This is a genomic window from Devosia naphthalenivorans (genome assembly GCF_003056355.1).
In the GTDB taxonomy this organism is placed as follows: domain Bacteria; phylum Pseudomonadota; class Alphaproteobacteria; order Rhizobiales; family Devosiaceae; genus Devosia; species Devosia naphthalenivorans.
In genome coordinates this window covers 50,054-65,305 of record NZ_PYVW01000006.1, presented here as the reverse complement: position 1 = coordinate 65,305, position 15,252 = coordinate 50,054, and the positions used below count along the sequence as shown (strand labels likewise).

Annotated in this window: 11 protein-coding genes; 4 read left to right on the top strand and 7 right to left on the bottom strand. The window is 62.1% G+C overall.

Translation table 11 applies throughout. The annotated features are described in order from the left end of the window. Positions 1–79 precede the first annotated feature (79 nt). Positions 80–1,360, top strand: coding sequence for an outer membrane beta-barrel protein (locus tag C8264_RS10035; protein WP_162783560.1), 1,281 nt, complete (start codon positions 80–82; stop codon positions 1,358–1,360). Positions 1,361–1,514: 154 nt separating this feature from the next. Here C8264_RS10035 and galU read toward each other — a convergent pair whose 3' ends face one another. Beyond that, positions 1,515–2,399, bottom strand: coding sequence for a UTP--glucose-1-phosphate uridylyltransferase GalU (gene galU / locus C8264_RS10030; RefSeq protein ID WP_108460856.1), 885 nt, complete (start codon positions 2,397–2,399; stop codon positions 1,515–1,517). Positions 2,400–2,494: 95 nt separating this feature from the next. On the opposite strand from galU, the gene galE reads away from it, so the two are divergent. The 3 genes from galE (at position 2,495) to C8264_RS10015 (ending at position 5,954) form a co-directional block, all read left to right on the top strand. Continuing rightward, a complete protein-coding gene (gene galE, locus C8264_RS10025; protein WP_108460855.1) occupies positions 2,495–3,481 on the top strand; it encodes a UDP-glucose 4-epimerase GalE in 987 nt (328 codons plus the stop codon). Positions 3,482–3,494: 13 nt separating this feature from the next. Beyond that, positions 3,495–4,697, top strand: coding sequence for a lytic murein transglycosylase (locus C8264_RS10020; RefSeq protein WP_108460854.1), 1,203 nt, complete (start codon positions 3,495–3,497; stop codon positions 4,695–4,697). 72 nt (positions 4,698–4,769) lie between these two features. Continuing rightward, positions 4,770–5,954: an SGNH/GDSL hydrolase family protein gene (locus C8264_RS10015; protein WP_162783559.1), complete on the top strand. Its 1,185-nt coding sequence runs from the start codon at positions 4,770–4,772 to the stop codon at positions 5,952–5,954. 118 nt (positions 5,955–6,072) lie between these two features. Here C8264_RS10015 and hpt read toward each other — a convergent pair whose 3' ends face one another. The 6 genes from hpt to C8264_RS09985 form a co-directional block, all read right to left on the bottom strand. Continuing rightward, positions 6,073–6,612, bottom strand: coding sequence for a hypoxanthine phosphoribosyltransferase (gene hpt / locus C8264_RS10010; protein WP_108460852.1), 540 nt, complete (start codon positions 6,610–6,612; stop codon positions 6,073–6,075). Positions 6,613–6,752: 140 nt separating this feature from the next. Continuing rightward, positions 6,753–8,180, bottom strand: a complete 1,428-nt coding sequence (locus C8264_RS10005; RefSeq protein ID WP_108460851.1) for a glutamate synthase subunit beta — start codon at positions 8,178–8,180, stop codon at positions 6,753–6,755. A gap of 11 nt (positions 8,181–8,191) precedes the next feature. Next, complete coding sequence (gene gltB / locus C8264_RS10000; protein ID WP_108460850.1) at positions 8,192–12,904, bottom strand: glutamate synthase large subunit; 4,713 nt, start codon at positions 12,902–12,904, stop codon at positions 8,192–8,194. Positions 12,905–13,291: 387 nt separating this feature from the next. Continuing rightward, on the bottom strand, positions 13,292–13,816 hold the full coding sequence (locus C8264_RS09995; RefSeq protein WP_108460849.1) for a dihydrofolate reductase family protein: 525 nt from the start codon (positions 13,814–13,816) through the stop codon (positions 13,292–13,294). A gap of 60 nt (positions 13,817–13,876) precedes the next feature. Further along, positions 13,877–14,353, bottom strand: coding sequence for a DNA starvation/stationary phase protection protein Dps (gene dps, locus C8264_RS09990; RefSeq protein WP_108460848.1), 477 nt, complete (start codon positions 14,351–14,353; stop codon positions 13,877–13,879). A gap of 126 nt (positions 14,354–14,479) precedes the next feature. Further along, positions 14,480–14,938 (bottom strand): Hsp20 family protein, encoded by a 459-nt coding sequence (locus C8264_RS09985; RefSeq protein ID WP_108460952.1) that lies wholly within the window; start codon positions 14,936–14,938, stop codon positions 14,480–14,482. Between the last annotated feature and the right edge of the window lie 314 nt (positions 14,939–15,252).

Sequence of the window (15,252 nt, the reverse complement as noted above, 5' to 3'; positions counted from 1 at the left end):
GTGACCTCGGCCGCGATTGTCTTGGGTGTGCGCGAGCCATGGAGGCTCATCCTCCTCATTCAGGCTAGCGGAGCAGACCTTGGCCCTGGCGTTGCGGCATTGGACATGGCGGTGGGGCATGCTGTGCGCTGTCTGCCTTGCCACGCCCGCGTTGGCCGCGCCGGACCATGCAAGTGGCGACGGCTCCGAGGCAGATAGCGAGCGCCTGCAGCCGGGGCTCTACCCCGCGGAGCCTGTTTTGGCCAGCGGCGACGAGCTGAGCGAACCCTATGATCCATTTTTCGACATCGATTGGTCGACCGCCCTCCGTGGTACCTACACCAAGGCGACCGCCGGCGAACGGTTCGATGTGCGGCTGGTCCCCACCATCAGTTTCGATCACCAGGGCAGCCGTTCGGCGATCAACATCACGACCAGCGCCGAGATCGTGCGTCCGCAGGAAGAACATATCGACGTCACCGACCTGCGGCTCGATCTATCGGGTGGTTATGAGCTCGATCGTGACACATCCCTTTCCGCCGGCGCCAATTTCTCCCTGACCCAGGATATTGCGGGCACGCCCGGCGTCGGCAGCGATATTGCCGTGGCACCCGAAACGCGCACTGGCGGCTTCGATCTGGGCGTCACCCGCCGGTTCGGCAAGTTCAATGTGGGCCTCACCGGGGCGGCGCAGCGCACGGTCTATGGCGAAACACTACGCAACGATGGCAGCACCGAGGACAATAGCGACAGTGACGTGTGGTCGCTCGACACCGGCTTGCGCGTCGGCTTCCAGGTGACGCCGATCTTCGAGGTGTTCGGGCAGGCAGGCCTGGGCCGCGACGTGTTCGACCAGCCCTCGTCGGCCCTCCTGATCAAGACCGACGCCACGGATGGAACGATCGAAGGCGGCGTCACCGGACGATGGGGCGAAACGCTTGAGGCGAGCCTATCGACGGGCCTCAATCTGCGCCGCTTCGATGAGGCAAGCCTGGGCGAATTCACCACCCAGCTCTATGATGTCAGCATCACCTATCGGCCCGATCCCACCTGGCGCATTGCCGCCGGCTTCAGCACGATCGTGGCTCCGCCGGAGCCGGATAGCAGCGGCACCACCCGGATCGAATATGCGGCGGATCTGGACCTTGGCTACACCGTCAATCGCTGGCTGGAGCTGCGTGCACTGGCGGGCATAAGCTCAACGCGGTTCGACGGAAGCGATGAAACCGAGCGCGCCTATGGCTGGGGCGTGGGCGCCGACTACGCTGTAAACGCCCATACCGCCGTGACGGCCGACTATGGCTATGACCGCACAGATAGCTCGGTCGATGGCGTTGAAGACGCCCACAGGGTCACCATGGGCGTCACCGTTTCGCGCTAGAGCGTGTGGGCAATCTAGCGATTTTGCTAACAGCAGGCATGAATCCCCACGTCGTCATTCCCGCGAACGCGGGAATCCCACTTTTGTGCCGAAGGGAAGTGGAATTCCCGCCTTCGCGGGAATGACGCGGCGAAATTGAAAAGGTCCACGCAACCTAGAGCTGGTCGCCCAGATCGAGCTTGCGCAATTCCTTGACGAAGCCATCGCGGATATCGTCGCGGTCCAGCGCATAAACGACATTGGCGGTCAGGAAGCCGATCTTGGAGCCGCAGTCGAAACTCTGCCCCTGGTACTTCACGCCGGTGAAATTCTGCGTCTGCATCAACGTCTGCATGGCGTCGGTGATCTGGATTTCGCCGCCGGCGCCGCGCGGCTGATCCGCCAGCAGGGTGAAGACTTCCGGTTGCAGAATATAGCGGCCCGAGATGATGAGGTTGGACGGCGCGTCCTCCCGCTTGGGCTTTTCCACCATGCCGGTAATCTTGAAACCGCTATCGGGACCATCGCCACGCGCGATGACGCCATAGGCGGAGACGTCCTGTTCTGGCACTTCTTCAACGGCAATCACATTGCCGCCGGTTTCCTCATAGGCGTCCATCATCTGGCGCAGCACGCCCGGCTCGCCCTTGAACAGCATGTCCGGCAGCAGCAGCGCGAACGGGTTATCGCCGACGATGTCGCGTGCGCACCAGACCGCGTGGCCGAGACCCAGCGGCTCCTGCTGGCGGGTAAAGCTGGTCCGTCCGGCGGAGGGCAGGTCCTTGCGCAACTCGTTCAATGCTGCGGTCTTGCCGCGCACTTCCAGCGTGGTTTCCAGCTCGAACTGCCGGTCGAAATGGTCTTCGATCACGCCCTTGTTGCGCCCGGTCACAAACACGAAGTGCTCGATGCCGGCTTCGCGCGCTTCCTCCACCGCGTATTGGATCAGCGGGCGATCGACGACCGTCAGCATTTCCTTGGGCAGTGCCTTGGTGGCTGGGAGAAACCGTGTCCCAAGGCCAGCCACGGGAAAGACGGCTGTTCTGACGCGTTTAGGCAATGTAAGCACTCCATCTCGATTTGGGCGTAAAGCTATCGCAACTTCTCTGCGATAACATCACGGCAAAATAGCGTTTGCACATTAGGGGTTAATGGATGGCAGTACTGGTTACCGGCGGCGCGGGCTATATCGGCAGCCATATGGTGCTTAACCTGACAGATGCGGGCGAAACCGTAGTCGTCCTGGACAATCTGTCGACCGGCTTCGATTGGGCAATCGATGGCCGCGCGATTTTCGAACAGGGCAATGCCGGCGACATTGATTTCGTGCGCGGCCTAATCGACAAGCACGGCATCACCGAGATCATCCATTTCGCCGGGTCCATCGTGGTGCCCGAGTCGGTCTCCAATCCGCTCAAATACTACGGCAACAACACCGCCACTTCGCGCAATTTGATCGAGGCCGCAGTGCTGGGCGGCGTCAAGAGCTTCATCTTTTCCTCGACAGCTGCGGTCTACGGCATGACCGGTCTTGATCCGGTGGTCGAAACCACGCCGCTCAGCCCGATGTCGCCCTATGGGCGCTCCAAGCTGATGACCGAAATGATGCTGGCCGATGTTGCGGCCGCCCATCCGCTGACCTTTGGCGTGCTGCGTTATTTCAATGTGGCCGGTGCCGATCCGGCCAAGCGCAGTGGCCAATCCACGCCCTTTGCCACGCACCTGATCAAGGTCGCCTGCCAGACGGCACTGGGCCAGCGCGAAAAGATGGATATCTTCGGCACCGACTATGAAACCCCCGACGGCACCTGCGTGCGGGACTATATCCACGTCACCGACCTGATCGCCGCCCATGCGCTGCTGCTCAAGCACTTGCGGGCGGGCGGAGAAAGCACGACTATCAACTGCGCTTATGGGCAGGGCTATTCCGTGCGCCAGGTGGTCGAGACGGTGCGCAAGGTTTCGGGCATTCCCTTCCGCGTCGATGAGGGCCCACGCCGCCCCGGTGATCCGGCTTCCGTGACCGCAACGGGACAAAAGGCGCGCGAACTGCTCGGCTGGGTTCCCCAGCACGACAACCTCAACGAGATCGTGGAATCCGCCTATGCCTGGGAACGGCATTTGATGACCCGCAACCGCTGATCGGAGGGGCAGGATGATGCGCTGTCTCGCCTTGCTCCTGCTGTTGATGACGACGCCTGCATGGGCGCAGCCGGTTGAAGACTTTGGCAGTTTCATCGCCAATTTCCGCAGCAAGGCTCTGGCGGCAGGCGTCAGCGCCCAAACCTACGACGCGGCCATGGCGGGGATCACGCCTGATCCTCGCGTGCCCAATCTGGTGTCCAGCCAGCCCGAGTTCACCACGACCATGTGGGACTATATCGAAGGGCGCGTGACAGGTGGCCGCATCGAGCGGGGCAAGGCGGCGATGGCGCGCAACAGCCAGTTGTTTGCCTCGGTGGGCCAAGCCTATGGCGTCGATCCCTATATTCTTGGCGCCATCTGGGGCATGGAAACCGACTATGGCGCGGTGCTTGGCAATGCGGAGTTGATCCGGCCAATCGTGCGCTCCCTGGCAACCCTGGTGCACCAGCGCCGCACGCGCCTTGTGGAAGACGAGGCAGACCTGATCGGAGCGCTGCAACTGGTGCAGCGCGGTCCACTCGACGCGCAGTCGCTGGTCGGCTCATGGGCCGGCGCGATCGGGCATTTGCAGGTCAATCCTTCCAATGTGGTCGCCCATGGCACCGATGGTGACGGGGACGGCCGCGTCGATTTGCACCATTCGCTGGCAGATGCCCTGGCGACCAGTGCCCGCTTCCTGCGGGCGCTGGGCTATCAGCCCGGCGTCGATTGGGGCATGGAAGTGGTTGTGCCGCAGGGTTTCGATTATCTGCTGGCAAGCCGAACGCAGATGCGGCCGGTGTCGTTCTTTGCCGAGCGCGGCATTACTCGTGTCGCCGGCCGGCAGTTTGCCGATCCAAACCTGCCGGTGTTTCTTTATGTGCCGGCGGGGAAGGACGGCCCGAAATTCCTGATGACCCAGAATTATCTGGTGCTCAAGGGTTACAATTTCTCCGACAGCTACGCGATGAGCGTTGCCCATATGGCGGATCGCCTCAAGGGTGGCGGTGGCTTCGTCGATGACTGGCCGCGCAACACGGCCTTCCCCAATTTGGCGCAGCGCAAGGGCATCCAGGAGGCACTGATCCGGCTGGGGCTTTATCAGGGAGCGGTCGATGGGCGGCTGGGCCCGATCACGCAGGAGGCCTATGCCAGGTTCCAGGCGGCCCGCGGCGAAGTGGCCGATGGCTTCGTAACACGCGCTGCCTATGAGGCACTCGCGGCGGCGCGGTAAACTTGCGGCGACGCGATTGGCGTTGCCTTGTAGCTCTTGCTAAAAGACAGGCGATAAATAGGTGAGGCTGCGGTGAGGCGTTGGGTTCTGACAGTTCTGGTCGCCCTGCTCGTCCTGGTGGACGTGGCGCCGGCCTTTGCCCAGCCCGATGAGCGCATCCATCTGGCCCAGCAGCAGAGGCGCCGCACGCTGTTCGATATCCTGTTTGGTGAGGAAGAGGCCGCGCGGCAACCGCCACCCGCCCAGCAGCAACAACGCCAGCCCCGGCGCACCCAACCGCGCCAACAAGCGGCGCCGGCTCCAACACCGCCGCCCAAGCCCGAGATCGAAAAGGCCGAGGATGCCACCCGGCTGGCCGTGTTCGGGGACTCGCTGGCCAATGATCTGAGCAAGGCGCTCGAACGCTTCTATGCGGAAGATCCCAATCTGGTCGTACTCAACGAGGCCGTCAGTTCCTCGGGGTTCGTGCGCGAAGACTTCTTCGACTGGGGCAACGCCGTCGACGAGCAAATCGCCGCGAACAGCTTCGATCTGGCGGTCGTCATCATCGGCATCAATGACCGGCAGGAACTATCGGTCGATGGACAAACCCTTGAACCGCTGACCGATCAGTGGAATGCCGCCTACCAGGCGCGCATCGCCGAATTTCTCAGCAAGCTGCGAGCGGCGCGAAAGCCGGTCATCTGGCTTGGCCTGCCGCCCATGGCCAAGAGCCAGTATTCGGCAGCGATAAGCCAGATCAGCAATATCCAGCGGTTGGCGAGTTTTTCCGGCGGTGCCGAATTCCTCGATATCTATGAACGGTTCCTCGGGCAGGATGGCAAGTACTCGTCATACGGGCCAGACCTGAACGGGCAGAACGCGCAGGTGCGCAAGGATGATGGCATTCATTTTACCTCTGCCGGGGCCGACAAGCTGGCGTTCTATCTCAGCCAATCCATCAGCACCTTCTATCGCGGTGGTGGCGGCGTTTCGATCGCCGTCGCCGACCCGCTTTCCGGCACTGACGCAGCGGCGATGTTGCGGCCGCCCTATCAGGGGCTTGGTCAGATCAGGCTGCTCGAAGTTGCCGGAGCCGTCGTGCCCCTGAGCCGCACGCCGCCGCGCGCGGGTGAACTGTTGAGCGCCAGAAATGTCCAGCCGCCTGCGCCGCCATTCACGCTGGAACAACTGGTCGCCGCGCCGATCGGCCGCGTCGACGCCTTCGGTGTCGGGATTGATCCCAACGCCGCCGCAGCCCGCAACGGCGCGCGCTAGCCGGCGTCTTACCACTACATCATTCCCGACCCACAGCGTCATTCCCGCGAAGGCGGGAATCCCACTTCAGCGCAAAGTGAGGTTCCCGCTTTCGCGGGAATGACGCCGAGTGCTGTAGCTAGTTATCCGTAAACCGCACGGCCCCGATATGGGGCAGGTTGCGGTTGCGCTGGGCGTAGTCGATGCCGTAGCCGACGACGAACTCGTCGGGGATATCGAAGCCGACCCATTTGGCCTGCACGTCCGTCTCGCGCCGGGACGGCTTGTTCAGCAGGGCACATACTTCGATACGGCGCGGGTGGCGCGTTTCGAGGATTTCCAGCACATGCTTGAGGGTGTAGCCGGTGTCCACGATGTCCTCGACCACCAGCACGTCGCGGCCCGCGATTTCCCCGCGCAGATCCTTGAGGATGCGCACTTCGCGGCTCGATTCCGTGGAGTTGCCATAGGATGAGGCTTCCAGGAAGTCGACTTCCACCGGCAGATCAATCTCGCGCACCAGATCGGCGATGAAGATAAAAGAGCCGCGCAACAGCCCGACCACGACAAGCTTGTCGGTGTCCGAGTAGTGCGCCGAGATTTCCTTGGCGAGGGACTCCACACGGGCGGCGATGGCCTTGGCGGAGATCAGTTCTTCAACGAAATAGGGTTTGGTCATGAGATTTCGCGTGTTGGTGCAAGGCTTTCTAGCCAGTTTGCCGTTGGGCGGCAACTCATCACACCGGCCACCGGGCTGTCCTCGGGCTTGACCCGAGGACCCCTCGCCATTCGCACCGTGTTTGTCGCAGCAACACGCGACTATCGCGGCAAATCAGTCTTGCCCATCAGATCGAAGTCGATCGAGCGAGCCGCCTGGCGGCCCTCGCGGATAGCCCAGACGACGAGCGACTGGCCCCGGCGCATGTCGCCGGCCGCATAGACCTTGGGCACGGTGGTCTTGTAGCTGAGCGTATCGGCAAAGAGATTGCCGCGCTTGTCCAGCTGCGCCCCCAGTTCGGTCAACATGCCTTCATGCACCGGCGAGGCAAAGCCGATGGCCAGCAGCACCAGGTCGGCCTTGATGACGAACTCGGTGCCCGGAATCGGCTGGCGCTTGCGGTCGACACGAGCACATTCGACACCCGTGACATGGCCCTTGGCATTGCCGATGATCTTCATCGTGCCGGCGGCGAATTCGCGGATGGCGCCCTCGGCCTGCGAGGAGGAAGTCCGCATCTTGACCGCCCAGTTGGGCCAGTTGGTCAGCTTGTTTTCCAGCTCCGGCGGCATTGGCCGCACGTCCAGTTGGGTCACGGCAATTGCACCCTGGCGGAAGCTAGTGCCGACGCAGTCCGATGCGGTGTCGCCACCACCGACCACGACGACATGCTTGCCTGCAGCGGTCAGTTGCACCTGTTCACTGACGTCTTCTCCACCCAGCCGGCGGTTCTGCTGCACGAGGAACGGCATGGCGAAATGGACGCCGTTTAGCTCGGTGCCCTCGCTATCCACATCGCGCGGCTTCTCGGCTCCACCCGAAAGCAGCACGGCATCATATTGCGCCTGCAGTTCGGACAGCGGACGGGTGACCCCGATGTTCTCGCCATAGTGGAAGGTCACGCCCTCGGCTTCCATCTGCCCGACGCGGAAGTCGATGTGTTCCTTCTCCATCTTGAAGTCGGGAATGCCATAGCGCATCAGCCCGCCGGCCTTGGGTTCGCGCTCATAGACATGCACGTCATGGCCAGCCCGCGCCAATTGCTGGGCGGCGGCCATGCCAGCGGGACCCGAACCAATAACGGCAACACGCTTGCCGGTCTTGTTGGGGTTGATCTGCGGCTTGGTCCAGCCGTTGCGGATGGCGCGGTCGGCGATGGCCTGTTCGATAGTCTTGATGGCGACCGGAACGTCTTCCAAATTCAGCGTGCAGGCTTCCTCGCATGGAGCGGGGCAGATGCGGCCGGTGAACTCGGGGAAGTTGTTGGTGGAATGGAGATTCCGCGCCGCCTCTTCCCAATCGTTGTTGTAAACGAGGTCGTTCCAGTCCGGGATCTGGTTGTTGACCGGGCAGCCCGTATCGCCATGGCAGAACGGAATGCCGCAATCCATGCAGCGCGCCGCCTGGTCGACGATGCGCCCTTCAGACATCGGAATGGTGAACTCGCCGAAATGGCGGATGCGATCGGAAGCGGGCTCATAGCGGGGTTCTTCACGCTCGATCTCGAGAAAGCCTGTAACTTTACCCATTTGCTCTCTCCTTACTCTGCCGCCATCACTGAACCGCTCGCCCGCTTCTTCTCCATCTCCTGGATGGCGCGGCGGTATTCCACCGGCATGACCTTGACGAATTTGGGCCGCATCTCGACCCAGTGATCGAGGATGTATTTGGCGCGGTCCGAACCGGTATAGTGCAGATGGTTGGAGATCAGCTGGTGCAGGCGCTCGTCGTCATGCTTGGTCATGTCGCCCGAAATATCGACGCGGCCATGCCATTCGAGGTCTCCACCATGGTGGTGGAGCTTCTGCATGAGCTGCTCTTCCTCGGCCACCGGTTCGAGATCGACCATGGCAAGGTTGCAGCGCTCGCGGAAGGTTTCGTCTTCGTCGAGCACATAGGCCACGCCGCCCGACATGCCGGCTGCAAAGTTGCGGCCGGTCAGTCCGATGACGACGACAACGCCACCGGTCATGTATTCGCAACCGTGATCGCCCGTGCCTTCGACAACGGCGACGGCGCCCGAATTGCGGACAGCGAAGCGTTCGCCGGCCACGCCGCGGAAATAGCACTCCCCGGCAATGGCGCCATAGAGCACCGTATTGCCGACGATGATCGACCTGGACGGATCAAAGCCCGCCTTGTCGGACGGACGCACCACGATGCGGCCACCCGACAGGCCCTTGCCGACATAGTCGTTGGCGTCGCCCACCATGTCGATGGAGATGCCATGAGCGAGGAAAGCGCCAAAGGCCTGGCCAGCCGTCCCGGTCAGCTTGATCGAGATGGTGTCCTCGGGCAGCCCTTCATGGCCATACTTTTTGGCGAGAGCGCCCGACAGCATGGCGCCGGCGGAACGGCCTCGGCTCTTGATCGGCAATTCGATCTGCACGGCTTCGCCACGCGCCAGCGCAGGTTCGGCCAGTTCGATCAGCTTGCGATCGAGAACGGCTTCGAGGTGATGGTCCTGCCGCTCGGAATTGTAGAGCGTGTCGCCGCCAATCGGCTCGGGCTTGTGGAACAGCTTGGAGAGATCGACGCCCTCGCTCTTCCAGTAGTCGGCCAGCTTCTTCTGGTCGAGCAGATCGGCGCGGCCGATGAGGTCCTGCAGGGTGCGGGCACCCATTTCGGCCATCAGGCCGCGCAATTCCTCGGCGATGAAGAAGAAGTAGTTGATGACATGCTCGGGCGTACCCTTGAAGCGCTTGCGCAGCACCGGGTCCTGGGTGGCGACGCCAACCGGGCAGGTGTTGAGATGGCACTTGCGCATCATGATGCAGCCCGCCGCGATCAATGGCGCGGTCGAGAAACCGAATTCATCGGCACCCAATAGCGCCCCGATCAGCACGTCACGGCCGGTCTTGAGACCGCCATCGACCTGCAACACCACGCGGCTCCGCAAGCGGTTGAGCACCAGCGTCTGGTGGGTTTCGGCCAGCCCGATTTCCCAAGGCCCGCCCGCATGCTTGAGCGAAGTCAGCGGCGACGCACCCGTGCCGCCGTCATAGCCCGACACGGTGATGTGGTCGGCACGCGCCTTGGCGACGCCGGCCGCAACCGTGCCGACGCCAACCTCGGACACCAGCTTGACCGAGATATCGGCCGCTTCATTGACGTTCTTGAGATCGTAAATGAGCTGGGCGAGATCCTCGATGGAATAGATGTCGTGGTGGGGCGGAGGCGAAATCAGCCCCACGCCCGGCGTCGAGTGGCGCGTCTTGGCGACGATCCAGTCCACCTTGTGGCCGGGCAATTGCCCACCTTCGCCGGGCTTGGCACCCTGCGCGACCTTGATCTGGAGCTGGTCGGCATTGACCAGATATTCGGTGGTGACGCCGAAGCGGCCTGAAGCGATCTGCTTGATGGCCGAGCGCATTGGATTGCGCGAGCCATCGGGCAGGGGCTTGTAGCGGTCGGGCTCCTCGCCGCCTTCGCCGGTATTGGACTTGCCGCCAATGCGGTTCATCGCCTGGGCCAGCGTCGTATGGGCTTCGCGCGAAATGGAGCCGAAGCTCATCGCGCCGGTGACGAAGCGCTTGACCAGATCAACGGCGGGCTCGACTTCATCGAGGGGCACCGCCGCACCAAGCGGCTTGATGTCGAACAGATTGCGAATGGCCAGATAGCCGTTTTCGCCCGAGTTCACGCGCTGGGCAAAGCTGTTGTAGCGCTCTTGCGCGGTTTCCGGCGCCTCGTCCATCGTGCGGACGGCATGCTGCAAATCGGCCACCACGTCGGGGCTCCAGGCATGCTTTTCGCCCCGGATGCGGTAGGCATATTCGCCGCCGACATCCAGCGCCTTGCGCAGCACGGCGTCGTCGCCGAAAGCCAGCGCATGCCGGCGCACGGTTTCCTGCGACACTTCCCTGAGGCCAACGCCCTCGATGGAGGTGGCGGTGCCAAAGAAGTACTTGCGCACGAATTCGGAGTTGAGGCCGACCGCATCGAAGATCTGCGCGCCGCAATAGGACTGGTAGGTCGAAATGCCCATCTTGGACATGACCTTGAGCAGGCCCTTACCCACGCTCTTGATGTAGCGGTAAACCACTTCATCGGCCGAGACTTCCTCGGGATAATTGCCCTCGGCATGCAGCGCCTGCAGTGCTTCAAAGGCGAGATATGGGTTGATGGCTTCGGCGCCATAGCCGGCCAGCATGGCGAAGTGGTGGATTTCGCGGGCTTCGCCGGTTTCAACCACAAGGCCGGTCGACGTGCGCAGGCCCTTGCGGATCAAATGATGGTGCACGGCCGCGAGTGCCAGCAGGGTCGGAATATCCAGCCGGTCGGCGGCGATGCGCCGGTCGGACAGGATGATGATGTTGTATTCGCCCCGCACGGCGTCTTCGGCAGCCGCGCACAGCGCGTCGATAGCCGCTTCCATGCCGGAGGCGCCCATGTCGGCCGGATATGTAATGTCCAGCGTCTTGGTCTTGAACTGGTTGGTCTCGATATCGCCGATGGCGCGGATCTTCTCCAGATCCTCATTGGTGAGAATGGGCTGGCGCACTTCGAGGCGCTTGACCTTGGAGAGGCCTTCCAGGTCGAACAGGTTCGGCCGCGGCCCGATAAAGGACACCAAGCTCATCACCGATTCCTCGCGGATCGGGTCGATGGGCGGGTTGGTGACCTGGGCGAAGTTCTGCTTGAAATAGGTGTAGAGGAGCTTGGAATTGTTGGAGAGCGCGGAGATGGGCGTATCCGTGCCCATCGAGCCAACGGCTTCCTGCCCCGTAGTGGCCATTGGCGCCATCAACAGCTTGATGTCTTCCTGCGTATAGGCAAAGGCCTGTAGCCGGTCGAGCAGGGCTTCGGTGGGCTCAGGCGCCTTGGGCGGCACGGCAGGCAGGTCTTCCAGCACGATCTGCGTGCGGGCCAGCCAATCGGCATAAGGGTTGGCGGTCGCCAGCGTCGACTTGATCTCGTCGTCGGAGATGATGCGGCCCTGTTCAAGGTCGATCAGCAGCATGCGGCCCGGCTGCAGGCGCCAGCGCTCGACAATGTCTTCGTCCGGAATGGTCAAAACGCCCGATTCGGAGGCGAGGACGACGTGGCCTTCCTTGGTGACAAGGTAGCGGGCGGGGCGCAGGCCATTGCGGTCAAGCGTCGCCACCACATAGCGGCCATCGCTGAGCGACATGGCGGCCGGACCGTCCCAAGGCTCCATCAGGGAGGCGTGGTACTGATAGAAGGCGCGGCGCTTTTCATCCATCAGCGGATTGCCGGCCCAGGCTTCGGGGATCAGCATCATGGCTGCGTGCGGCAGCGGATAGCCGCCACGCACCAGGAATTCGAGCGCGTTGTCGAAGCATGCCGTGTCGGACTGGCCCTCATAGGAAATCGGCCAGAGCTTGGCGATGTCATCGCCGAAATAGCGCGAATGCACCGAAGCCTGGCGGGCGGCCATCCAGTTGACGTTGCCGCGAATGGTGTTGATCTCACCATTGTGGGTGGTCATGCGATAGGGGTGCGCCAGCTTCCAGGAGGGGAAGGTGTTGGTGGAGAAACGCTGATGCACCAGCGCAATCGCCGATTCGAAGCTTTCGTCCGACAGGTCGGGGTAGAACGCCTTGAGCTGGGCGGCGAGGAACATGCCCTTGTAGACCAGGGTGCGGGCAGACATGGAGACGACATAGAAGCCGTTGTCGCTGTCGCTCTCGGGCACGGCGGCATAGACCGTGTTGGAAATGACCTTGCGCACGATCAGCAGCTTGCGCTCGAACTCGTCCAGCGTCAGCCCTTCGGGGCGCGCGATGACCATCTGCTCGATGATCGGCTGGGTAGCGATGACGCCTTCGCTGAGGGGGGAATTGTCGGTGGGCACGATGCGCTCGCCCAGCAGCTGCAGGCCTTCGCGGGCGATGCAGCCGCGCACGGCCTCGGCGCACTTGTCACGCAGCGCGGCAATGTTCGGATAGAACAGCATGACCACGGCGTAGTGGTGCTTTCCGGGCAGGGAAAAGGGCATTACCTTCTGGAAGAAGGCATGTGGGGTCTGCACCAGTATGCCGGCACCGTCGCCCATTAGCGGGTCGGCGCCCACGGCACCGCGATGCTCGAGGTTTTCGAGGATTTCCAGACCCTTTTCGACCACTTCGTGGCTGGGCTGGTTCTTGATATTGGCAATCATGCCGATGCCACAGGCATCGTGTTCGTTTTTGGGGTCGTACAGTCCTTGTGCCGCCGGCCGTCCCTGTGCAGGGCCGACGGCGAGCTGCCGTGTTGGGGTTTGGTTCGATCCCGTGGGGCTGATAACCATGGTGCAAATCCCTTAATCTGAGGCCCTTTGGGGGCTGGATGATATCGTGGCGTCGCCGCCAGCAAGTGGGGACACGTCTAGTCTGCGGGTCGTACTGTGTACGGCTCGGAGAGCACGAATGTCCATTCCAGGGTGGCGGCGCTGCATCCAAATGGCCGCTCGTATTCGGACTATCTTAGTCCCGCCTGTTCGTTTCCGCTAATGGCATAGCGGGCCAGCCGAACCAGCGTGCGCACTGACCGCGGAGAGCGGGGCGACGCGTCAGATAGGACAGAAGCACTGCCCTAACAGGTCCACATTTGCATAATTCCAAACTGTGAGCAAGCGGATTTGATAATCTCCTATAGGAGACTTCCAACTTTTGTATAGGAAAGTATAGGAAAGCCGCTAGAGACGCCGCCAATCCGTAAGGGTCACGGGACCTTCTGGATCAAGCATTTCCCAGTTTCCAGGTGTAAGTCCGGCATTGGCAAGCACGAGGCGCGGATGGCCGGAGGTAAAGCATGGCAATCCGTCGCGGATCAACAGCGTCTGGCTTTCTGCAAGATCGAATCGGGTGAACAGTTCACAGAACAGGTCGAACACGCCGGCAACTGCAATCGTGCCTTGTGAAAGTCCCAGCGAGGCCGTGGCAGCGTTGAAAGATACCCCCGCGGGATTCCAGAAAGTGGCCTTTTTGTCGTGGGGGTCTTGCATCAGGGTCGGCACGCTGCGCGTGGCGACGAGACGCCGGCGGCCCGGATTGCTGAAACGTTCGTGGCCTTGCCGCCCCAGCACCACCAGATCGGCGGCATTCAGTTGCTCCTGGAAGCGCTGCCAGTCCACATTATTGCGCAGGGCGGGAGGGACACTCCCGTCGGCGGTTGCGATCTTGCCGTCGACGGAAACAATGGCATGGCCGATGATCTGCAAGTGGGATTCTCCTGCGGCAGGGGGCGGGGCGCCCGTCCTGCCACAGTGGGACCGATTTGGCTATTCGAGGTGGGACTTGATGAACCAGAGGTTCTTGTCGAGCTCGCGCGAGAAAGCGGTGAGGATATCGGCCGCATCGGCGTCGCCGGCCTCCTCGGTGGCATCGATGTCCTCGCGGACCTGGTTGGCCAGCACGGCATAGCGTTCGGCCAAAGCCGCCAGGTGATCAGGCACCTTGCGGATATCGGTAGGATAGGCCTTGAGCTTGCTGGCCTTGGCAACGACCTGGCTGGTCCCCAGAGCAATCCCGTCCAGCTGGGCAACGCGCTCCGCAATGGTGTCCACATGCAGATCGACCGCCGTGCGGAAGAGATCGAGCATTTCATGCACGGCGATGAACTGGGGACCTTTGAGGTTCCAGTGCGCCTGCTTGATGATCAACGAGAGATCGATGGCATCGGCCAGGCGCGCATTGAGAATGTCGATCACTGTCGATTTGGCATTGTTGCCGGGAAGGGCGATGGAGGGGGTGGTCATGCGATTTCCTTTGACGCTTGTGTTCGATCAGTCAACAGCGGCCGGCCGCCCACAGTTCCTTTGGTGAGCAAAAAGGCGCAGCCCTTGCGGACTGCGCCCCTGGCGTCTTGCGACGAGCCGGTCGGATTAGTTGACCGACTGGTCCTCGATGGTCGGCTGAGCGCCGGCGTTGATCTGGATGGTGCGCGGCTTCTTGCTTTCGGGCAATTCGCGCTTCAGTTCCAGATGCAGCAGGCCGTTCTCAAGGGTTGCCCCCTGAACCTCGACATAGTCGGCCAGCTGGAAACGCAGCTCGAAGGCGCGTTCGGCAATGCCGCGATGGAGGAATTCACGGGCCTTGTCACCCTGGGCTTCGGGCTTGGCACCCTTGACGACGAGGTTGTTTTCCTTGGTTTCGATGGCGATATCGCCATTGCCAAAACCGGCTACGGCGATGGAGATGCGGTAGGCATCATCGCCGGTGCGCTCGATATTGTAGGGAGGATAGGTCTTGGCTTCCTGCCCGACGAGCGTGTCCAGACGGTTGAAAACACGGTCGAAGCCGACGGTGGAACGATAGAATGGGGAAAAATCAATGGTCTGCATGGTCACATTCTTTCTCAAAGCAACGTGGATGTCCCGGTGGTCTCGATAGGCGCTCCCAGCGATAGGCAAGCGGCAGATTTCGAGGTCGGGGTTCCCGGAAAAACCGGCGAACAAAGCAGATATAGGGGGCCTGTTTTGGGGTTCAAGAGGGGTGCCGATCAAAGGGAACTGGCCACGGCGCCGCCACCAAGATGAACCGATTATGAACGGCTTGGTTCGTTCGAGTTCAGAGTGGGTGGCGCATAACAGGGCATGTGCTGAGGGACACCTCATCACGCCCCAAGCGGTCCATCACCCGCCCCCCGCATGGACCG